The organism is Tardiphaga sp. (genome assembly GCF_025356345.1).
In the GTDB taxonomy this organism is placed as follows: Bacteria; Pseudomonadota; Alphaproteobacteria; order Rhizobiales; family Xanthobacteraceae; genus Tardiphaga.
The window spans coordinates 1-21,239 of the sequence record NZ_JANXTC010000192.1 but is presented as its reverse complement, the minus strand read 5'-3'; the positions used below and the strand labels follow the sequence as shown (position 1 = coordinate 21,239).

The following is a 21,239-nucleotide window of genomic DNA, read 5'->3' as shown; positions in this document are numbered from 1 at the left end:
CAATCCGGCACGCTGATCGTCGACGGTGTGCAGGGCCACGTCGCCTATCCGCACCGGGCCTCGAATCCGGTTCCGGACATCGCCGCGCTGATCGTGACGCTGGGCAACGCCCCGCTCGACCAGGGCAACGCCCAATTCCAGCCGTCGAATCTCGAATTCACCTCGGTCGACGTCGGCAACGCCGCCAATAATGTGATCCCGGCGCAGGCGCGCGCCAAGTTCAACATCCGCTTCAACGATCATCACACCCAGCACACGCTGCGCGAGTTGATCGACCAGCGCGTCGCGGCCGCCGCCGGCAACCGCGTCCGTGCGCATGTCGTGTGGGAGCCGTGCAATGCCGACTCCTTCGTGACGCAGCCCGGCGCCTTCACCGACCTCGTGGTGGCGGCGATCGAGGAAGTGACCGGCCGCAAGCCCGCTCTCAACACCGGCGGCGGCACCTCGGATGCCCGCTTCATCACGCGCTACTGCCCGGTGATCGAATTCGGCCTGGTCGGCCAGACCATGCATCAGGTCGACGAGCGCACCCCGATCGCCGATCTGGAAAAGCTGACCCGCATCTATCGCGGCGTGCTCGACAGGTATTTTGCATGACCACGAAAATTCTCGTTCTAACCGCGCTCGACGCCGAACTCGACAGCGCCCGCGCGCCCGCGGGCGTCGACGTCGTGTTCACCGGCGTCGGCAAGATCAACACCACGATCGCCACCTTGCTCGCGCTGCAGGCGAGAAAGCCCGCGCTGGTGATCAATTATGGCACCGCCGGCAAGATCACGGCCTCGCTGCGCGGGCTGGTCGAGGTCGCGCATGTGATCCAGCGCGACATGAATGCCGAGCCGCTGGCGCCGCGCGGCACCACGCCCTACGCGCCGGAGCTGGACCGACTGTCATCCGGCCATGGCGACGTGATCTGCGGCACCGGCGACAGCTTTGTCACCGCCTCCGATCCGTGGCTGAACGCCAACCGGGTCGACATCGTCGACATGGAACTGTTCGCGCTGGCCTCGGTGTGCCGTCACCAGAACCTCCCGTGGCGGGCCTTCAAATTCATCACCGACGACGCCAATGATTTTGCCCATGAGCACTGGACGGAAAATGTCGCGAATGGACAGGATCTGTTCTGGGATGCCGTGAAAGAGCTCGGGCTCGCCTGACACTCCGCCGTCATTGCGTGGAGCCAACGGGTCCGGCTTCGCCGGCCCGATGACAGGCTCCGTGACGCGGCAATCCAGAACGCCGCACGCGCGGAAAGAACTGGATTGCTTCGTCGCCTCGCTCCTCGCAATGACGACTGAAGGCGCTCAGTAATCCACCTTCACCAGGTACAGCCCGTCCGGCGGCGCGACGGGGCCGCAGGCGCGGCGCGATTTCGCCGCCAGCGCGGCCGCCAGATCGTCGGCGCTCCAGCGACCATGGCCAACCCATACCAGCGAGCCCACCATCGAGCGCACCTGGCTGTGCAGGAATGCGCGTGCCGACGTCACGATATTGACGGCATCGCCGTCGCGGACCACGTCGAGCTGATCCAGCGTGCGCAGCGGCGACTTGGCCTGGCATTCGGTGTCGCGAAAGGTCGTGAAATCGTGATGGCCGATCAGCCGTTGCGCGGCCTGGTGCATGGCGTCGGAATCCAGCGGACGCGCCACGCGCCAGACATGGCCAAGATCGATGGCGAGATTGGCCCGGCGATTGACGATGCGATAGATGTAATGCCGCCGGGTCGCGGAGAAGCGCGATTCAAAATCGTCAGCTACTATTTCAGCGGATAGCACGCCGATCGGGTGCGGCCGCAGATGCGCATTGAGTCCGTCGCGCAGACGTCCTGGCAAAAACGGCCGCTCGATATCGCAATGCGCCACCTGGCCGAGCGCATGGACACCGGCGTCGGTGCGCCCGGCGCCATGGACGCGCACGCTCTCGCCGCAGATCGCCTTCACGGCGTCTTCCAGCGCGCCCTGCACCGACGGCGCGTTATCCTGCACCTGCCAGCCCGAAAACGGCGCACCGTCATATTCGATGAGCAGCCGGTAGCGCGGCATCAGAGCAATCGCAGCGGCGGCGCCAGCGGCGTGCCGCGCAAGAAGTCGACTGCCTTCATCGGCTGCTTGCCGGCGCGCTGCAGCTCGACGAGACGGATCGCACCGTCACCGCAGGCGATGGTCAGCCTTTCATCGAGCAGATCGCCCGGCGCGCCGTGGCTACCCGCCAGAGCGCAGCGCAGGATTTTCACCCGAACCATCTCGCCCTCGAGCGGCACCTCGCACCAGGCGCCAGGAAACGGCGACAGGCCGTGGATATGACGCAGCACCTCGCGCGCCGGCCGGGTCCAGTCGATCTTCGCCTCGGCCTTGTCGATCTTGGCGGCATAGGTGACGCCGGCCTCGCTCTGCGGGCTGAGCTGCAGCCGGCCGCGCTCCAGCGCGCCGATCGCCCGCACCATCAGGTCGGCGCCAAGCGGCGCCAGGTCGTCATGCAGATCGGACGCGGTCATCGCATCGGATATTGGCAGGCGCTCGGCCATTGCCACATCGCCGGTGTCGAGCCCGACATCCATCTTCATCACCATGACGCCGCTCTCGGCGTCGTCCGCCATGATCGCACGGTTGAGAGGCGCAGCCCCGCGCCAGCGCGGCAGCAACGAGCCGTGCAGGTTGAAGCAGCCAAGCTCGGGCACATCGAGAATGTTCTGCGGCAGGATCATGCCATAAGCGACGACCACCGCGGCATCGGCCTGATGCGCGCGAAAGGTGGCTTCGGCTTCCGGCGTCTTCAGCGTTGTCGGCGTCAGCACGGGAATGCCGAGCCGTGTCGCCTGCGCCTCGACCGGCGTCGGCTGCAGCTTCATGCCGCGCCCGGACGGTTTTGCCGCGCGCGTATAGACCGCGACGATCTCGTGGCCATGGGCGACGAGTTCGAGCAGCGTCGGCACCGCGAAATCCGGCGTGCCCATGAAAATCAAACGAAGCGACATAATGCGAGCCGATCTGCAGGAGAGATCGGGAGGAGACTACTCCGCCCGCTTCGCCAGCTTGGTGAATTTCTTCAGCACGCGGTCGCGTTTCAGCTTGGAAAGGTAATCGACGAACAACACACCATTGAGGTGGTCGATCTCGTGCTGGATGCAGGTCGCGAACAGGCCCTCGGCATCCTCCTCCTGCACCTTGCCGTCGAGATCCATGTAGCGGATGCGGACTTGTGCCGGACGCTCGACCTCTTCGTAATATTCCGGGATCGACAGGCAGCCTTCCTCGTAGACCGAGAAATCCTCAGAGGCGGACAGGATTTCCGGATTGATGAAGGCGCGCGGCTTCTTGCCGCCCTCCTCATCGTCCTTCTTGGCGAGATCCATGGTGATCAGCCGCAGCGGTACCGCGACCTGGATCGCGGCCAGGCCGATGCCCGGGGCGTCGTACATGGTCTCGAACATGTCGTCGGCGAGCTGGCGCACCTCCGCCGTCACCTTTTCGATGGGTTGGGAGACAAGACGCAGCTGCTTGTCCGGCAGGATAATGATTTCACGAATGGCCATGGCGGCGATTTAATGCGGCGCGCCGATGCGGTCAATGCGCAGGAATCGGCCACCACGGTCCAGCGTTAATGCGTCCTTAACCAGGAAAATTAAACGGGCGTTAACCACGCCTGTTAAGAAGCGCTTAACCACGTCGTTTCTGAATTCGTTAACCATACTCATTATGTTTTTCTTAACCATAAACGTTCCCTCTTCGTTCGCAAATGCGTCGAATCGGCTACCATGGCGGCATGAGTGACATTCTTTTCACGATTGGCGATGCGCCGGTTACCGCCGCCGTGGCCCTGACCTGCTTCAGCGCGCTGGCGCTGGGGCTTCTGCTCGCCATCGCCATCGTCATCGCGCGTTCTGGCAGCCGGGGCGCGGCCACCGCCATGGCGCAGGCGATCCGCGCCGATGAACTGGAACAGCGCCTCAGCCAGATGATGCGGGCGCAGTCGGAGGCTACCGGCCGCGTCGATGCGATGGGCCAGGCGCTGGCCGGCAGGCAGGCCGAAATGGCGCGCGCCGTCAGCGAGCGGCTGGATTCGGTGACCCACCGGGTCGGCCAGTCGATGGAGCGGACCACCCGCAGCACCATGGAGAGCCTGCACGCCCTGCACGAGCGGCTCGGCATCATCGACAACGCGCACAAGAACCTCACGGACCTGACCTCGCAGGTGACCACGCTGCGCGACGTGCTCGCCAACAAGCAGTCGCGCGGCGCGTTTGGCCAGGCACGGATGGAAACCATCGTGAGGGACGGGATGCCGAGCGGCGCCTACGCGTTCCAGCATACGCTGTCCTCGGGCAAGCGGCCGGACTGCGTGATCTTCCTGCCGGACCAGCGGCCGCTGTGCATTGATGCGAAATTTCCGCTCGAGGCGGTCACCGCGTTGCATGACGCGCGCACCGACGACGAGAAGAAATATGCCGCGCAAAAACTGCGTGGCGACGTGATGAAACATGTCACCGACATCGCGGAAAAATACCTGATCGCCGGCGAGACCCAGGACACTGCCCTGATGTTCGTGCCGTCGGAATCGGTCTATGCCGAAATCCATGACGGCTTCGATGACATCATCCAGAAGGCCTACCGCGCCCGCGTCGTGCTGGTGTCGCCGTCGCTGCTGATGCTGGCGATCCAGGTGATGCAACAGATCCTGAAGGACGCCAGGATGCGCGATGCCGCCGACCAGATCCGGACCGAGGTGATGAATCTTGGCGACGACCTCGGCCGACTGCGCGACCGCGTACTGAAACTGCAGACGCATTTTGGCCAGGCCAATGAGGACGTTCGCCAGATCCTAATCTCCGCCGACAAGATCGAGAAGCGCGCCGGGCGGATCGAGGAACTGGATTTCAGCAAGAGCGAGTCGACCGAACCGACGCCGCTCTCCGCGATGCCCGGCGCTTCGCCGGCCGCGGCTGATCTGTTCGCGCCGCCGCGCAAGTTGCAGGCGGGCGAATAATCAGGCCGCCGGCATCGGCGGTACCGGCAGCGCGGTGACCGACTTGATCTTCTCCATCGCAAAGCGGGAGGTGACGTTCTTCAGCGCCACGGCGCTGATCAGCTTCTTGTAGAAGATGTCATAGCTCTGCATGTCCGCGACCACGACGCGCAGCATGTAGTCGACGTCGCCGGCCATGCGGTAGAATTCCATCACTTCCGGCATCGCACTGACGGCGTCAGCGAATTTTTTCAGCCAGATATCGGAGTGGTCGCCGCTCTCCACCGAGACGAAGACCGAGATGCCGAGCCCGATCTTGTTCTGATCGACCAGCGCGACCCGGCGCAGGATGACGCCGTCGGCTTCCAGCCGCTGGATACGTTTCCAGCATGGCGTCGAGGACAGCCCGACCCGGTCGCCGATTTCGGCAACCGACAGCGAGGCATCGTCCTGCAACACCGTCAGGATTTTACGATCGATGGCATCGAGGCGGCGGGAGGGTTCAATGGCTGGATCGGCAGCGTCACTCATCTGAAGAACTTTTTTCCAATTATGAGATAGATGACACTCATATATAGAAAATTCTTCCAAATCAAGTTAGACCATCCGTCGCTGGGCCATAGCGGCCAGTATCGCCTAAAAATTGCTCCACCTCGGCCCGTTGCGGGCAGGCGAAGGCGCCGCCGTGTCGCGCACATTTCAGAGCGGCGGCCGCGGAGGCGAAGCGCAACGCGTCCTCCGGGCTGCGACCTTCCGTCACGGCCAGCGAGAACGCACCATGGAAGATGTCCCCGGCCCCCAGCGTGTCGACGCTTTCAACCGCGAAGGCCGGCGTCTCGCGCAGTCTGCCATCCCGCAGCCAGAGCGTGCCGCGCGGCCCGCGGGTGCCGGCGAGAAACGACGGCGTTTGGGCGGCCAGTGCGGCCAGCGCTTCCGTATCGCAAGCAACCCCCGCGGTGGCTTGAAGCGACTCACTGGAAAAGATCAGGTGCGATGACGCGGCCAGCAGGCCATCACCTGAGGCCATCGGCCGGTCGACGCCGACAATCACTGGAATGCCGCGCCGGCGCGCCTCGGCGCAGAGCTCGACCGCGAAATCGGAGCAGCGATTCTCGACCAGAACGGCATCGCAATCCGCCAGCAGCAGATCAGTATCCGGCAGACAAACCATCCACAGCGCCGGATCGCGAAAGGTCGCAATGGTGCGCTCGCCATCGGGCTCGATCATCACGCTGGACACCGGCGTCACCAGCCCGGCCATCGGCACCAGATGGCGGGCGTCGATGCCTTCCTGTGCCAGCTGGTCAAACAGGAAGGTGCCGGAAGCCTCGCGGCTGTCGCCGATCGGACCGGCCAGCGACGCGTGACCGCCGAGCCGGCTGACGGCGATGGCCGCATTGAGCGCGTTGCCGCCGATAATTTCGCGATAGGCACTGGCAGAGGCCTTGGAGCCGCGCACCGGCAACGCCTCGATCTGGAAGGTCAGGTCACGCACCGGGATGCCGATGCACAGAATGCGGGGTTTTCGATCCTGCGGCATCGGCATTTCCTTGCCTCAGGCCGGTTGCAGCCAACGGCCAAGCAGATGGTGGGCGATCGCGAAGGGGTGAGGTCCGGCCAACCCGCCCGGGTGCTCGCGCTTCAGCATCAATGCCGCCTCATCGCGGTCGAACCAGCGGGCATCCTCGAGTTCCGCATGATCGATCGTGATGGCATCGGTGGTGGCGCGAGCCGAGCAGCCAATCATCAGCGATGACGGATAGGGCCAGGGCTGCGTCATGTAATATTTGACGTCGGTGCAACGGATGCCCGCCTCCTCGAAGATTTCCCGGCGTACCGCGTCCTCGATGGTTTCGGCGGCCTCGATAAAACCGGCGAGGCACGAATACATCCCCGGCGGAAACTGCTTCTGCCGGCCGAGCAGGCACTTGTCGCCCTTCTCCACCAGCATGATGGCGACCGGATCGGTGCGCGGGAAATGCTCGGTCTTGCAGCTCGGGCAGAGCCGCTTCCAGCCGCCCTCGGCCATTGCCGAACGGGTACCGCAATTGGCGCAGAAGCCGTGGCGCTGATGCCAGGAGACCAGCGACTTGGCCATCGCGATGGCGGAGAGCTGATCCGGTGGCACCACGCCCTGCATCGCCATGCCGCGCAGTTCGGAGACCGCAACATCATCGCGGGTCAGCAGCTTTTCCACGGCGGGCGCCCCGATGCCCATGCCGAATACCGCGGCGCCGTCGCGCAGTCCGAGGAAGATGGTGCCGGGGTTGGCGCCGAACTTCAGCGCCTCGGGGATCGTCAGCAGCCCGCGCGGGCCGACGGCCTCCTGAATCATCACCAGGGAGTCGCGATGCAGCACATAGGCGCGGCTGTCGCTCTTGCCTTCCAGGGCGAACAGTTTTTCGTCGCTGAATCGCAGATGCGCCGCACGATCGAGTTGGTGCGAGACGAAGGCCGGATGGTCCAGCGGGAACAGGTCATTTGTCATGGGATCAACCGAGCCAGATCTTGCGGCGAAGTTCGCTGATGAAGCGCTGCACTTCGGCGGCGTCATGGGCGAGCGGCGGCATCACGCCCCATACCGGGCGCGGCCAGGCGGCGTCAGTCTTGCGACGCGCGACGACATGAACATGCAACTGCGGCACCGCATTGCCCAGCGCGGCGACATTGAGCTTGTCGCATTTGGTGACTTCCTTGAGGGCGCGGCTGACCCGGGTGATCTCGGTCATCAACTGGCCCTGCTCGACTTCGTCGAGATCAATGATCTCCACCACCTTGTCGCGACGCGGCACCAGCACCAGCCAGGGATAATGCGCATCCTTGATCACCAGCACGCGGCTGAGCGGCAGGTCGCCGATATCGATGGTGTCTTGTTGCAGCTGCTCGTGCAGCGACCAGGCGGGAGACGACATCTGAATTCCATGGCCCGCTCTGCGGCGGGCTTCGATCCGGGCCCGCGGGTGCGGCCGGTCACCTGTCATATCAAGGCCGCACCGCCGACGAAAGCGCGTCTTCGCCCGGTTCGCAGCGCGCTTGCTTTCCGGCCGTTTTGGCCCCAAATAAGCCCCGGGAGATTGGCGGTGGACGAGCCACTCGCCAATCGGGTCAGGTCCGGAAGGAAGCAGCCCTAACGAGATCCGGATCGGGTCGCTCGTCAGTCTCCTACTTTTTTGTCGAGCGAATTCAGCGCTCTGCTCGACACGAGAAACAGCATTTTCGGCGGCGACCGGCTTGCCGTCCTGCCGAGGATGCGACCGTTGTTCCGCAATCCGGCCTGACGAGACAACATATTGCGGATTGACCGATGACCGACGCTGGCCTGCCCGTACCGCCTTCGACCGATAGCGTCGACCAGAGCGGCCTCGATATGAGCGCGCCGGCCGCCGGCAAGCCCTATCGGGTTCTGGCGCGAAAATACCGGCCGTCCAGTTTCGACGATCTGATCGGCCAGGAGGCTGTGGTCCGGACCGTTTCCAACGCCTTCGAGACCGGCCGCATTCCGCAGGCCTGGATCCTCACCGGCGTGCGCGGCGTCGGCAAGACCACCACGGCGCGTATTCTGGCCCGTGCCCTGAACTACGAGCTGGCCGACGGCTCCAGCAAGGGCCCCAGCATCCACATGCCGACGCTCGGCGTGCACTGCAAGGCGATCATGGAAAGCCGGCACATCGACGTGCTGGAAATGGACGCCGCCTCGCACACCGGCGTCGACGATGTCCGTCAGATCAATGACAGCGTGCGCTATGCGCCCTCCAGCGCGCGCTACAAGGTCTACATCATCGACGAAGTCCACATGCTCTCCACGGCGGCGTTCAACGCCTTCCTGAAGACGCTCGAGGAGCCGCCGGAACACGCCAAATTCGTGTTCGCGACCACCGAAATCCGCAAGGTGCCGGTGACGGTGCTGTCGCGCTGCCAGCGCTTCGACCTGCGCCGCGTCGACGCCGACGTGCTGATGGCGCATCTGTCGAACATCGCCGGCAAGGAGAACGTCGAGGTCGAGCCCGAAGCGCTCGGCATCATCGCGCGGGCCGCCGAAGGCTCGGTGCGCGATTCGCTGTCACTGTTCGACCAGGCCATTGCCCATGCCGCCGGCACCGTGCGCGCCGATGCGGTCCGCCAGATGTTGGGTCTCGCCGACCGCACGAGGGTGATCGACCTGTTCGATTCGCTGGCGCGCGGCGACATTGCCAGCGCCTTCGCCGAATTCCGCGAGCAGTATGACGTCGGCGCCGACCCGGTCGTGGTGCTCTCGGACCTCGCCGAATTCGTCAATTTCGTCACCCGCGTGAAGATCGTGCCCGCGACCGCCGACAATGTCGCGTTCGGCGAAACCGAGCGGCTGCGCGCGCGCGACTACGCCTCGAAGCTGTCGATGCGGGTGCTGTCACGGATGTGGCAGATGCTGCTCAAGGGCATCGCCGAAGTACAGGGCGCAACGCGTCCCGCCGCCGCCGCGGAGATGGTGCTGGTGCGGATCGCCTACGTCGCCGACCTGCCGACGCCGGACGAAGCGATCAAGATGCTGGAGCAGGGAGGCGGCGGATCCGTGCCGCTGATCGGCTCCAATGGCGGCGACGGACGCGTGGCGCCATCCTCATCGACCGTATCATCGATGCAGGCCTCGAGCCCGCGCGCGTCGATGCAGCGCGGCGGTGCCGAGATGTCGCCGCGACCACAGATGAGCGCGCCGGTGGCGGCAGCCCAGGCCGCGCCTGTACTCAAGATTTCGACCTTCCCCGAGTTGGTGGCGCTGGCAGCATCGAAACGCGACCTGATGGTGCGGACCGCGCTTGAAGCCGATGTGCGGCTGATCAAGATCGAGGATGGTCGGCTCGAGCTGGCGATGGAGCGCACCGCCTCGCGAACGCTGATCAATGATCTGTCGCGAAAACTCGAGCAATGGACGGGCAAGCGCTGGAGCGTCATCGTCTCCAATGAAGAAGGCCAGCCGACGCTGCGCGCGCAGCTCGACCAGCAGAAGAGCGATCGTCAGCAGGCCGCCGAAGCCGATCCGCGCGTGCAGGAAGTACTGGCGCGGTTTCCAGGTGCGAAGGTGGTCGAAGTTCGTCGCCTTGCCCCCGAGCTGCCGGAATCGGCTGCTAGTGACGCCGATCTGACCGAGGATTCAGCCGACGATCTTGACGGCGACGATTAATAATCCACCCAAAGGAAATTTCATGGCTGATTTTCTCGGCATGATGAAGCAGGCGGCACAGCTGCAGTCGAAGATGAAGGCCATGCAGGACGAACTCGATCATATCGAGGTCGAAGGCATGTCCGGCGGCGGTCTGGTGACAATCCGAATGACCGCGAAGACCGAAGTAAAGGCGGTGAAGATCGACCCTTCACTGATCAAGGCGGATGAAATCGAGATTCTCGAGGACCTGCTGGTGACCGCGCTCGGCGACGCCCGCCGCAAGGCCGAGGCCGCGATGCAGGAGAAGATGCAGGCGCTGACCGGCGGCATGGGCCTGCCGCCGGGTCTGGGCCTCACCTGATATCCGGAACCGAAATGATTTTTGTAAACCAAGGCACCGCAGCCACCCCGTCATTGCGAGGAGCCCTTGCGACGAAGCAATCCAGACTGAGCATGTGGCTCTCTGGATTGCCGCGTCGCTTCGCTCCTCGCAATGACGTTGAGAGTTCTATGCTTTCTCTACGGGCCTGGCGCTGACATGGCTGCTGGCGTTGCCGGACCTGAAATAGAGAAACTGATCCAGCTGCTGGCGCGGCTGCCGGGGCTTGGGCCGCGCTCGGCGCGGCGGGCGGCGTTGCATCTGATCAAGAAGCGCGAGGCACTGATGGCGCCGCTGGCCGGCGCCTTGCAGGTGGCGATCGACAAGATTCAGGTCTGCAAGACCTGCGGCAACATTGACACCCAAAACCCCTGCACCATCTGCACCGATCCGCGCCGCGATCCTTCGATCATCGTGGTGGTCGCCGACGTCTCAGACCTGTGGGCGCTGGAGCGCGCCAATGCCACCACCGGCAAGTATCACGTGCTGGGTGCGACGCTGTCGCCGCTGGATGGCGTCGGTCCCGATGATCTCACCATCGACGCGCTGATAGCGCGCGCGCACGACGCCCAGGTCACTGAAATCATCCTGGCGCTGAATGCGACGGTCGATGGCCAGACGACTGCGCATTACATCACCGACCTGCTGCAGGAGGCCGGCGTCAAGGTCACGCGGCTGGCGCATGGCGTGCCCGTCGGTGGTGAGCTTGATTATCTGGATGAAGGCACGCTGTCAGCTGCGATGCGGCAACGGACATTATTTTAGATTTTAGACACCAATCGGAAGAGAGTTGATGACGCGATCTGGTTTTCCTGAGTTCAGCCCGCTGAAATCGTCAATCCGCGCTTTGGCGGCACTGGCCATCCTGGTCGCGGGTGTCGCTGATCTGCACGCGCAGGCGCCAAAGCTGATGGCCCCCGTCCCGGCGACGGCATCGGTGGCGCCAAAGGGTATGCGCGTTGGCGATGTGCTGAGCGGCCAGCTCAACGCGCTGCGCGTGCGCGCGCCGAAGGGCAAGCGCGCCAACACGTTCCAGTTGGTCAGCGAGCCGCGCCGGCTGCCGGCGCCGGCCGGGCTGTGCAATCTCGAAACCGGGCCTGAAACGTTCGAGATCGTCACCGCCAACGACACCCAGGCCGCCGAACTCCGGAAGCTTGTCGGCAAGCAGGTATCGCTGAAAGTCAACGAAGTGACCTGCGCCGAACAGGCCGGGCAGATGAGCGAAGCGCTGGTTACCAAGTGGAGCGTGGTGGCAAAGCCGAACTAGACGAAGGCTCGGGCTAGATGCGTACCTTGCCCAGCGACTCGAAATGGCCGCGGCGCTGCAGGTACACCAGCAGGAACAGGCTTGGCGCCGCCACCGCGACGCTGATGCTGAAGAACATCGGCCATCCGGTCGCCTGCGCCACATAGCCCGCGCCCGCCGATAGATAGGTGCGCCCGACGGCGGCCAGCGCCGTCAACAAGGCATATTGCGTGGCGGTATGCAGCGGGTTCTTGCACAGCGCCGAGAGATACGCGACGAAAATCACGGTGCCGATCGCACCGGTAAAATTCTCCACGCTGATCGCCAGCGCCAGCGCCCACTGGTTGACGCCGACCAGCGCCAGCCACGCGAAGGCCAAGTTGGACAACGCCTGCAGCACGGCGCCAATCCAGAGGCTCGCCGTCAGCGAATAGCGTCGCGCGACAAAGCCACCGGCGAAGCCACCGATCAGCGTGGCGGCGAGACCGACGCCCTTGACGATGGCCGCGTAGTCATTGCGGGTGAAGCCAAGATCGATCACGAATGGCGCGGTCATGGTGCCGGAAAAAGCGTCGGTGAACTTGAACAGCACCACGAAGGCCAGTGCCGCCCAGGCATCGCGGCGCATCAGGAATTCGGAGAACGCGCCGACCGCAGCCTGCGTGACGCGCCGGAACGCGCTGTCACCACGGGTCGCCGCTTCGGCCAGCGCGGATTGTTCGGGCTCGGTGGCGGCCAGCGCCGTGACGGTGCCGATCAACACCATGGCGGCCATTGCGACATAGCCCCACATCCAGGCTGTAGAACGCGCCAGCCCGCTGCTTTCGAAGGCGCTGACCAGGAACAGCACGCCGGCGGTCGAGATCAGCATGCCGATCCGGTACGCCGCGACGTAGGACGCCATGCCGGCGGCCTGTTCGCTTTCCGGCAGACTCTCGACCCGAAACGCATCGACCACGATGTCCTGCGTCGATGACATCGCCGCCACCAGCAGCGCACCAAGCGCCACGAACAGCGGCGAGCGGGCGGGATCGGTCAGCGCCAGCAGCAGGATGGCTGATATCAGCAGCAATTGCGCGAATACCAGCCAGCCGCGGCGGCGCCCGAACCGCCGCGTGAACAGCGGGACATGCAGCGCATCGACCAGCGGCGCCCACAGGAATTTCAGCGTGTAGGGCGTGCCGACCAGCGCGAACAGACCGATCGTGCCGAGATCGACGCCGGATTCGCGCATCCACACCAGTAGCGTCGAGCCGGACAGCGCCAGCGGCAGCCCGGAGGAGAAGCCGAGCACCAGCACGATCAGAACCCGCGGCTGCAGGTAGACCGCCATGCTCTCGCGCCAACTGGCGCGGGGCGTCGGCACAAGCGAGGCTTCGGGCAAATCAGGCGTTATGGTCATGGCGCTGTGCTAGCAGATTCTTTCGGTCTGCTCTCCTCTAAGCCGACCTCAGATCGTCTGGTTGTAGGCCCCGACCTCGGGATGGGTGCGCAGCACTACGTTCATCGCCTCGAACATATCGTGCATCCGCGCCTCGGACACCGGGCTTTCGACGACCACCACCAGTTCCGGCTTGTTCGATGACGCCCGCACCAGGCCCCAGCTTCCATCCGCGCAGGTGACGCGGACACCGTTGACCGTCACCAGGTCGCGGATCGCCTGGCCGGCGACCTGGTCGCCGCTTTTCTGCGCGGCTTCGAAATGCGCCACCACCTGGGCGACGACGCCATATTTGGTCTCGTCGGCGCAATGCGGCGACATGGTCGGCGACGACCAGGTCTTCGGCAGCGAGTCCTTGAGGTTGGCCATGGTCTTGTCGGGCGCGCGGTCAAGCATGTCGCAGATCGCGATCGCCGACACGAGCCCGTCATCATAGCCACGGCCGATCGGAGCGTTGAAGAAGAAGTGACCGGATTTTTCAAAACCCGCCAGCGCCTTCGTTTCAAAGGTCTGGCGCTTCATGTAGGAATGGCCGGTCTTCCAGTAGGTGGTTTTTGCACCCTGCGCCTGCAGCACCGGATCGGTGACGAACAGCCCGGTCGACTTCACATCGACAACAAAGGTGGCGTCCTTGATGACCGCCGACATGTCCCGCGCCAGCATCACGCCGACCTTGTCGGCGAAGATTTCCTCGCCGGTGTTGTCGACCACGCCGCAGCGGTCACCATCGCCGTCGAAGCCGAGGCCGACATCGGCCTTGTGCTCGAGCACCGCGTCGCGGATCGCGTGCAGCATCTCCATGTCTTCGGGATTCGGATTGTATTTCGGGAAGGTGTGATCGAGCTCGACATCGAGCGGAATCACCTCGCAGCCGATCGCCTCCATCACCTGCTGGGCGAACGCGCCAGCAGTGCCATTACCGCAGGCGACAACCACCTTCAGCTTGCGCTTCAGCTTCGGCCGGTTGGTGAGGTCGGCGATGTAGCGCGCCGGGTAGTTTTCGTGAAACTGGTAGGAGCCGCCGGCCTTGTTCCTGAACTCGGCCCCCAGCACGATTTCCTTCAGCCGGTTCATTTCGTCCGGGCCAAAGGTCATCGGGCGGTTGATACCCATCTTGACGCCGGTCCAGCCATTGTCGTTGTGTGACGCCGTCACCATCGCCACGCAGGGCACGTCGAGATCGAATTGCGCAAAATAGGCCATTGGTGTCACCGCCAGGCCGATATCGTGAACCTTGCAGCCGGCGGCCATCAGGCCGGTCATCAGCGCATATTTGATCGAGGCCGAATAACCACGGAAGTCGTGGCCGGTGACGATCTCCTGCTTCTGGCCGAGTTCGGCGATCAGTGCACCGAGCCCCATGCCCAGCGCCTGGATGCCCATCAGGTTGATTTCCTTGCCGAACAGCCAGCGCGCATCGTATTCGCGAAAGCCGGTAGCCTTGACCATCGGCTCGGATTCGTAGGCGTAGGTGTTGGGCACCAGCAAGGGTTTGGGCTTCGGAAACATCAGGGCCTCGCTGAATGATCTGGGATTGGGCCCCAGCCATAGCGAACCCAGGGGGCGCTGAAAAGGCGAGCCAGTGTCCAAAGCACAATCCGGCCTTGATTCCGTCTGAAATGTTAATGTGGCAGCGGATTACTGCTCCAGCACCATGGTGCCGTTGGAATATTCAAAGCGTTTCAGCTTCGACAGGAACGACAGGCCGAGCAGATTCTCCGACAGCGCCGCATCGGGCAGCACCATGGCATCGACGTCGCGCACGATCAGGCCACCGATCTCGACCATTGCCAGCCGAGTCCGCGCGGCCTTGATGGTGCCATTGGCGGTGCTGACGGTGACCTTGTAATCCGCGGGAACCGGGCGCAGCCCGAACCGCGCCGCTGATGTCTCGTTCAAGGCGATCACCGAAGCCCCGGTATCGACCATGAAACCGATGCGCTGGCCGTCGATGCGGGCGTCGGTCTGGAAATGACCGCGCGAATCGCGGGGGATCGAGACGCTGCGGATCGGCGCCGGCGCGACCTCCGGGGCCAAGCCGATGCTGGCGCTGGCCATCGCCGGCGTCGTCGCCGTCATCTTGTCGGCCATCTGCGCCATCACGGTGCCAAGTCCAATCAGGATGGCCGCAAACAACATGATGGCACGCATATAAGCAACTCCGGCTAGGCGCTATCGAGGCTGGACAGGACCACGATCACATCACACGGACGCGGCGCCGTCAGGCTGCGACGGCGTGGCCAGACCCTATTTTGGCGAAGAGGATGAGCGGCGGGTTAATGGTTGGCAGCTTCCGGATCAGGTGCCTCGCGGCTTGACCCGCCGGGTCGGCATCGCGCTGGCAGGGTCTTCCGGCCACGGATGCCGCGGATAGCGACCGCGCAGGTCGGAACGAACATCGAGATAGCTGCCGCGCCAGAAGCCGGGCAGATCACGCGTCACCTGTACCGGGCGTTGCGCCGGCGACAGTAGTTCCAGCACCAGCGGTACCGCGCCGCGGGCCACCGACGGATGCGCGTTAAGCCCGAACAATTCCTGCAGCCGCACCGCGATGGTCGGCCCCTGCTCGGCTTCGTAGTCAATCGCCAGCATGGTGCCGGTCGGCGCCTCGAAATGGGTCGGCGCTTCCTTGTCCAGCCGGGCGCGCTGCTCCCATGGCAGCCGCGCCATCAGCGCGTCGGACAGTTCGCCCGCGGAAAACTCCTTCAGCGAGGTCTTGTCGAACAGCGCCGGCAGCAGCCATTCGTCGCGGCTGTCGGCGAGTGCGCCATCGGAAAGATCCGGCCACGCCTCGCCCTCCGCCGCGCGCAGAAACATCACCCGGCCGCGCCATTGCAGCAGCGGTTTAGACCAGGGCAGCCGCTCGATCCCGGCGCCCACCAGCCCGTCGGCCAAAACCTTCGCGGTGTCAGCCAACGGCCGCAGTGTGAACGGGGCCTCCGAGAGCGTGATGGCGTGCAGCGTGCGTTTGCGACGGCCGCGCAGCGCCATCGACGGACGGTCGAAGCTGATTTCATCAACGGCTTCGATCTGGTCGGCGAAGCGCTGCTCGATATCCGACTGCTCGATCGGCGCCGCCAGCAGAATGCGGCCATTGGCGGCGGTGCCGGTGAGTTCCGCCACCGCGATATAGGGCACGCGTGCCAATGCTTGCGTCTGGTCAATGGAGGCGCCGCGGCCATTGGCGAGGACAAAACCGCCCTTTCCGCGATTCCTGGCGATGCGGTCCGGAAAAGCGAAAGCCAGCATTACGCCGGTGGAGGGCGGCCCCCCGCCCCCTTGCTGGACGGCGGCCAAAGCGGCGCGCTCGGCGCCAGCGACCTGCGCCGCCCAGCGCTGCGCCAGTGTGCGCGCACTCGACGCCCGCTGCGAGCGGTCGCGGCGGAACTGATCGCGCCGGTAGTCGAGGTCGACGCTATCGCCGCCGAGGCCCCGTTCGCTGAGGATCGCCGCGATCTCCGCAGCCTCCGCGCCGGCGCCGAGCCGGTGCGAATCCACGATCATCCGTGCCAGCCGCGCCGGCAGCGCCAGCGCGCGCAGCGCTTCGCCCTCGGATGTGATCCGGCCGTCGTCATCCAGTGCGCCGAGTTCGCGCAGCAAGGCGCGGGCTTCCTTCAGCGCCGGCGCCGGCGGCGCATCCAGAAACGCCAGTTGCGCGGGGTCGCTGACGCCCCATTGCGCCAGATCCAGCACCAGCGACGACAGGTCGGCGCTGAGGATTTCCGGCTGCGTATAGGCCGGCAAGGACGCGGTCTGCGGCTCGTCCCAAAGTCGGTAGCAGATGCCCGGCTCGGTACGGCCGGCGCGGCCGCGGCGCTGGTCGACGGCGGCTCGCGACGCGCGCACGGTTTCCAGCCGTGTCAGGCCAATATCGGGCTCGTAGCGCGGCACCCGCGCCAGCCCGCAATCGACCACGATGCGCACTCCCTCGATGGTCAGCGAGGTCTCGGCGATCGAGGTCGCCAGCACCACCTTGCGCTGGCCCTTCGGGGCCGGCTGGATCGCGCGGTCCTGCACGGCGGCGTCGAGCGCGCCAAACAGTGGCACGATCTCGATTCCTGCGTCATGGATGCGCTCGGCGAGGAAGGTCTGGGTGCGGCGGATTTCCGCGGCGCCGGGCAGAAAAGCGAGCACCGAGCCGGGGTCGGCGCGCAGCGCGGTCGCGATGGCATCGGCCATCTGGCGCTCGATCTGCGCATCCGCCTTGCGGCCGAGATAGCGGGTCTCGACCGGAAAGGCGCGGCCAAGGCTTTCGATCACCGGCGCGTCGCCGAGCAGTCGGGCGACCCGCGCGCCGTCGATGGTCGCCGACATCACCAGAATCCGCAGATCCTCGCGCAGCCCGACCTGCGCGTCGCGCGCCAGCGCCAGCCCCATATCGGCATCGAGCGAGCGTTCGTGAAATTCGTCGAACAGCACCGCGGCGACGTCGGTCAATTCTGGATCGTCGAGGATCTGGCGCGAAAAGATCCCCTCGGTGACCACCTCGATCCGGGTATTGCGCGAGATTTTCGAGCCGAAGCGGACGCGGTAACCGACCGTCTCGCCGACGCGCTCGCCCAGCGTCTTGGCCATCCGCTCGGCGCTGGCACGGGCGGCGATCCGCCGCGGCTCCAGCATGATGATCTTCTTGCCATTCAGCCACGGCGCGTCCAGCAGCGCCAGCGGCACCCGCGTGGTCTTGCCGGCCCCCGGCGGCGCCACCAGCACCGCGGCATTGCCGCGCGTCAACGCCTGCGCGATGTCGTCGAGCACGGCATCGATCGGCAGGGGCGAGTCGAAGGTGCGGGTCACTTGAAAGGCCGAAGTCGGGGCATCGCAGCGTCATACGCGGGCTTGCGCCCGGTATCCACCACTACGCCCAATCTTTAACGGACATTAACCACACCGGCGGCGAAGCCCGTTCGCCGGCTTTTTGCACGACCGTGGAAAGGCGATGGAAACCGCTCGGCCGGATAATGTGAAAAAGGGGCGCCTGAAGGAGACGACCATGATCACCAGCGGCAAATTTGCCGTCGCCGACAAGGCCGCGCTTTCCGGTAGCGAACGGATCGATTGGGTCGATTTCGCCAAGGGAATCTGCATCATCATGGTGGTGATGATGCACTCGGTGCTCGGCGTGGAACTGGCCGCCGGCCAGACCGGCTTCATGCACCCGCTTGTCGCCTTCGCGAAACCATTTCGGATGCCCGACTTCTTTCTGATTTCCGGCCTGTTTCTGGCCCGGGTCGTCGACCGCGACTGGCGCAGCTATCTCGACAGCAAGGTGGTGCACTTCGCCTACTTCTACGTGCTGTGGGTGACCATCCAGTTCGGCTTCAAGGCGCCGGGTCTCGCCGCCGAACATGGCGGCTGGGCCGAGGTCGCCCGGCTCTATTTGCTGTCCTACATCGAGCCGTTTGGAACGCTGTGGTTCATCTACATGCTGCCGGTTTTCTTCGTGCTGACCAAGGCGCTGCGGCGGGCGCCGCCATGGCTGGTCTGGGGCGTCGCCGCGCTGCTGGAAATGGCCCATGTGTCGACCGGATGGACGCTGCCCGACGAGTTCTGCGCCCGCTTCGTGTACTTTTATTCCGGCTATCTATTCGCCAAACAAGTGTTCGCGCTGTCGGACCGGGCCCGCGCCAGACCGATCCTCGCGCTTGCGGGCCTCGCGGCCTGGGCGCTGCTCAACGCTGCCCTGGTCCATGGCGGCATCAGTGAATGGCCAATGCTTTCGCTGGCGCTCGGCTTCGCCGGCGCGGTGGCGATCATCGTGATGGGCACGCTGCTGGCGAGAATGCAGTGGCTTGGCTTTCTGCGCTTCTGCGGCGAGCACTCCATCGTGATCTATCTCGCCTTCTTTCTGCCGATGGCCACCTCGCGCGCGCTGCTGCTGAAATTCAGCCCGTTTGACATCGGCACCATCGCGCTGCTCGTCACCGTAACGGGCGTGGTGGGCGCGCTGGTGATCTGGCGTGTCGCGCTGGCGCTGCGGGCCCGTTTCCTGTTCGAGCGGCCGCAGGCGTTCCGGATCGTGCCCCGGCAGAAACGGGCCGCGCTCCAACTGGCGGAATAGCACGTTGAATCCGTTTCCGAAAAATCTTTCGCCGGCATGAAACAAAAAGTCGCAATGCGAATTGTTGAGCGCCATTCCGGGTCGGCTGTGGTCCAGCGTCGTCTTGCTGATCGGCGGGCACGAAACCGCCAATCTCGAGAACTGCCGCTGCTACGCCACCGAACACGTATGACCAATCAACTGCGGCCTATTTCGCCGTAGTCTTGCTCTCTTCCAGCTTCACACCGTCTTTGAGCGCGTCCATCTTTTCGCGAAATCCCTTGGCATCGCCGAAATCGGCGAAGCCGACATAATGCGGATGCGGGCCGAGCATGCGGCGCGAGTGCTTGATCGGGCACCAGTAGATTTCGGTACGCCCGGTGACCTCGCGGACGAAGGCGGCGACGCCGTTGCAATAGGAGCAATAGGCGCAATTCACCTTCTCGATGATGTTGAGATAGGCCAGATGGTGGCGATCGAAGATGAGGTAGTCGCGGCGGCGCACCTTGGGGATGCCGTAGACCGGAAAACAGATCGCCTGGTAGGCCATCACCATCAGGTCGATCAGCACGAAGGGAACGATCAGCGAATAGATCACCGGCGCGGTGAGCATGATCAGCGGACTGGCGCTGAACAGATATTTGGACGCCCCCACCTTGATGGCGCGCTGCAACGCTTCGACGTCCTGTTCGAACACGATCCTATGCTTCTCGATATGGAAACGCAGTTCCTCGCGTCGCCGCGCCAGTTCGGTCTCGATCTCGACCTCCACCGACTTCATCTTTTCCATCAGTTCGGCGAGCTGCGGCACGGAGCCTCCTGCAATGTCGTGGCGATCGTGCACGGGCTCATGGAACAGGCGTCGATGCAACTGCTTCCGGGCAAAATTCCAGCGGGAAGGGCAGCCGGCGGGGTGTCATTCCAGCGCGATAATCTGTAAATTGCAGGCATGCCGAACACCTCAGAAACTGCTGCCGCCAGCCCCGTCGCCGCCAAAGCCCTGTCGAAGGGCGACCATGTCTTCCTGGTCGATGGCTCCGGCTATATTTTCCGCGCCTATCACGCGCTGCCGCCGCTGACCCGCAAATCCGACGGGCTGCAGGTCAATGCCGTGCTCGGCTTCTGCAACATGCTGTGGAAGCTGCTGCGCGACATGCCGCCGGACAACCGGCCGACCCATCTGGCGATCATTTTCGACAAGTCGGAAGTTACCTTCCGCAACAAGCTCTACCCGGAATATAAGGCGCACCGGCCGCCGGCGCCCGATGACCTGATCCCGCAATTCTCGCTGATCCGCGACGCCGTGCGGGCCTTCGACCTGCCGAGCATCGAGCAGGGCGGCTTTGAGGCTGACGACCTCATTGCGACATATGTGCGCGAGGCCTGCGAGCGCGGGGCCACCGCGACCATCGTGTCGTCCGACAAGGACCTGATGCAGCTCGTGACCGACTGCGTCACCATGTACGACACCATGAAGGACAGACGGCTCGGAATCGCCGAGGTGATCGAAAAATTTGGGGTGCCGCCGAACAAGGTGGTCGAGGTGCAGGCGCTGGCCGGCGACAGCGTCGACAACGTGCCCGGCGTGCCCGGCATCGGCATCAAGACCGCGGCGCAATTGATCAATGAATATGGCGATCTTGAAACGCTGCTGGCGCGGGCCGGCGAGATCAAGCAGCCGAAGCGGCGGGAATCGCTGATCGAGCACGCCGAGAAGGCGCGCATCTCGCGGCAGCTGGTGCTGCTCGACGATCATGTCAAGCTCGACGTGCCGCTGGCCGAGCTCGCGGTACACGAGCCCGACGCGCGCAAGCTGATCGCGTTCCTGAAGGCGATGGAATTTTCCACCCTGACCCGCCGCGTCGCCGACTATTCCCATATCGATCCGGCGGATGTGGAGACGGATGCGACCAACAAGAGCGCCGCCGGCGGTCGCTCGGCTGGTTCTCCTCCGCCGCCAGCCTCGTCGGCATCGGGCGATCTGTTTGGAGACCAGGCCTCCCCGGCCACCTCGCCTGCCAGCAGCAAAGCAAG

At 64.5% G+C, this 21,239-nt stretch carries 22 protein-coding genes and 1 other RNA gene; 10 read left to right on the top strand and 13 right to left on the bottom strand.

From position 1 onward, the window contains the following. Positions 1–597: M20/M25/M40 family metallo-hydrolase (locus Q0S16_RS11435; protein WP_295848266.1), on the top strand; the 597-nt coding region annotated here is incomplete at its 5' end. Continuing rightward, positions 594–1,157, top strand: coding sequence for a 5'-methylthioadenosine nucleosidase (locus Q0S16_RS11430; protein ID WP_295848265.1), 564 nt, complete (start codon positions 594–596; stop codon positions 1,155–1,157). The genes Q0S16_RS11435 and Q0S16_RS11430, both read left to right, overlap by 4 nt. Positions 1,158–1,304: 147 nt before the next feature. Here Q0S16_RS11430 and truA read toward each other — a convergent pair whose 3' ends face one another. From truA to Q0S16_RS11410, 4 genes are read right to left on the bottom strand one after another with little or no spacing between them, the layout of a single operon-like run. Beyond that, entirely contained in the window at positions 1,305–2,042 is a 738-nt protein-coding gene (gene truA / locus Q0S16_RS11425; protein ID WP_295848263.1) for a tRNA pseudouridine(38-40) synthase TruA, read from the bottom strand. Then, a complete protein-coding gene (gene fmt / locus Q0S16_RS11420; protein ID WP_295848261.1) occupies positions 2,042–2,974 on the bottom strand; it encodes a methionyl-tRNA formyltransferase in 933 nt (310 codons plus the stop codon). The genes truA and fmt overlap by 1 nt, the downstream gene beginning before the upstream one ends. A 36-nt stretch (positions 2,975–3,010) precedes the next feature. Continuing rightward, positions 3,011–3,532 (bottom strand): peptide deformylase, encoded by a 522-nt coding sequence (def, locus tag Q0S16_RS11415; protein ID WP_295848259.1) that lies wholly within the window; start codon positions 3,530–3,532, stop codon positions 3,011–3,013. 9 nt (positions 3,533–3,541) lie between these two features. Then, complete coding sequence (locus Q0S16_RS11410; RefSeq protein WP_295848257.1) at positions 3,542–3,694, bottom strand: hypothetical protein; 153 nt, start codon at positions 3,692–3,694, stop codon at positions 3,542–3,544. A 68-nt stretch (positions 3,695–3,762) separates the two neighbouring features. On the opposite strand from Q0S16_RS11410, the gene rmuC reads away from it, so the two are divergent. Continuing rightward, positions 3,763–4,983 (top strand): DNA recombination protein RmuC, encoded by a 1,221-nt coding sequence (gene rmuC / locus Q0S16_RS11405; protein ID WP_295848255.1) that lies wholly within the window; start codon positions 3,763–3,765, stop codon positions 4,981–4,983. Here rmuC and Q0S16_RS11400 read toward each other — a convergent pair whose 3' ends face one another. From Q0S16_RS11400 to Q0S16_RS11385, 4 genes are all read right to left on the bottom strand, one after another. Then, positions 4,984–5,493, bottom strand: a complete 510-nt coding sequence (locus Q0S16_RS11400) for an Lrp/AsnC family transcriptional regulator (protein ID WP_295848253.1) — start codon at positions 5,491–5,493, stop codon at positions 4,984–4,986. A 61-nt stretch (positions 5,494–5,554) separates the two neighbouring features. Then, complete coding sequence (locus Q0S16_RS11395) at positions 5,555–6,502, bottom strand: sugar kinase (RefSeq protein ID WP_295848251.1); 948 nt, start codon at positions 6,500–6,502, stop codon at positions 5,555–5,557. A 15-nt stretch (positions 6,503–6,517) separates the two neighbouring features. Further along, on the bottom strand, positions 6,518–7,450 hold the full coding sequence (gene nudC / locus Q0S16_RS11390; protein ID WP_295848247.1) for an NAD(+) diphosphatase: 933 nt from the start codon (positions 7,448–7,450) through the stop codon (positions 6,518–6,520). Between the two features lie 4 nt (positions 7,451–7,454). Next, positions 7,455–7,874 carry an HIT domain-containing protein gene (locus Q0S16_RS11385; RefSeq protein ID WP_295848246.1) on the bottom strand — a complete coding sequence of 140 codons (420 nt, stop codon included), beginning with the start codon at positions 7,872–7,874 and terminating at the stop codon, positions 7,455–7,457. A 157-nt stretch (positions 7,875–8,031) separates the two neighbouring features. Here Q0S16_RS11385 and ffs point away from each other — a divergent pair. From ffs to Q0S16_RS11360, 5 genes are all read left to right on the top strand, one after another. After that, an RNA gene (gene ffs, locus Q0S16_RS11380) (signal recognition particle sRNA small type) lies at positions 8,032–8,128 on the top strand. A 138-nt stretch (positions 8,129–8,266) separates the two neighbouring features. Then, the gene (locus Q0S16_RS11375; RefSeq protein WP_295848245.1) at positions 8,267–10,120 is read left to right on the top strand and encodes a DNA polymerase III subunit gamma/tau; all 1,854 of its coding nucleotides are present in this window, start codon (positions 8,267–8,269) and stop codon (positions 10,118–10,120) included. A gap of 22 nt (positions 10,121–10,142) precedes the next feature. After that, positions 10,143–10,463 (top strand): YbaB/EbfC family nucleoid-associated protein, encoded by a 321-nt coding sequence (locus Q0S16_RS11370; protein WP_295848244.1) that lies wholly within the window; start codon positions 10,143–10,145, stop codon positions 10,461–10,463. A 177-nt stretch (positions 10,464–10,640) separates the two neighbouring features. Next, the gene (recR, locus tag Q0S16_RS11365; protein ID WP_295848242.1) at positions 10,641–11,246 is read left to right on the top strand and encodes a recombination mediator RecR; all 606 of its coding nucleotides are present in this window, start codon (positions 10,641–10,643) and stop codon (positions 11,244–11,246) included. Between the two features lie 145 nt (positions 11,247–11,391). Continuing rightward, complete coding sequence (locus tag Q0S16_RS11360; RefSeq protein WP_295848268.1) at positions 11,392–11,748, top strand: hypothetical protein; 357 nt, start codon at positions 11,392–11,394, stop codon at positions 11,746–11,748. Positions 11,749–11,761: 13 nt separating this feature from the next. Here Q0S16_RS11360 and Q0S16_RS11355 read toward each other — a convergent pair whose 3' ends face one another. The 4 genes from Q0S16_RS11355 to hrpB form a co-directional block, all read right to left on the bottom strand. Next, a complete protein-coding gene (locus Q0S16_RS11355; RefSeq protein ID WP_295848240.1) occupies positions 11,762–13,129 on the bottom strand; it encodes an MFS transporter in 1,368 nt (455 codons plus the stop codon). 48 nt (positions 13,130–13,177) lie between these two features. Beyond that, the gene (locus tag Q0S16_RS11350) at positions 13,178–14,677 is read right to left on the bottom strand and encodes a phosphomannomutase/phosphoglucomutase (protein ID WP_295848238.1); all 1,500 of its coding nucleotides are present in this window, start codon (positions 14,675–14,677) and stop codon (positions 13,178–13,180) included. A gap of 129 nt (positions 14,678–14,806) precedes the next feature. Continuing rightward, on the bottom strand, positions 14,807–15,319 hold the full coding sequence (locus Q0S16_RS11345) for a TIGR02281 family clan AA aspartic protease (protein WP_295848237.1): 513 nt from the start codon (positions 15,317–15,319) through the stop codon (positions 14,807–14,809). Positions 15,320–15,466: 147 nt separating this feature from the next. Further along, the gene (gene hrpB, locus Q0S16_RS11340; RefSeq protein ID WP_295848234.1) at positions 15,467–17,962 is read right to left on the bottom strand and encodes an ATP-dependent helicase HrpB; all 2,496 of its coding nucleotides are present in this window, start codon (positions 17,960–17,962) and stop codon (positions 15,467–15,469) included. Between the two features lie 196 nt (positions 17,963–18,158). On the opposite strand from hrpB, the gene Q0S16_RS11335 reads away from it, so the two are divergent. Next, entirely contained in the window at positions 18,159–19,226 is a 1,068-nt protein-coding gene (locus Q0S16_RS11335) for an acyltransferase family protein (RefSeq protein ID WP_295848233.1), read from the top strand. Positions 19,227–19,413: 187 nt separating this feature from the next. On the opposite strand, the gene Q0S16_RS11330 is transcribed toward Q0S16_RS11335, so the two are convergent. After that, positions 19,414–20,016 (bottom strand): hypothetical protein, encoded by a 603-nt coding sequence (locus tag Q0S16_RS11330; protein ID WP_295848232.1) that lies wholly within the window; start codon positions 20,014–20,016, stop codon positions 19,414–19,416. A 138-nt stretch (positions 20,017–20,154) separates the two neighbouring features. Between Q0S16_RS11330 and Q0S16_RS11325 the strand changes: the two genes are divergently transcribed. Further along, the coding region (locus Q0S16_RS11325; protein WP_295848230.1) for a 5'-3' exonuclease H3TH domain-containing protein at positions 20,155–21,239 on the top strand (1,085 nt) is incomplete at its 3' end.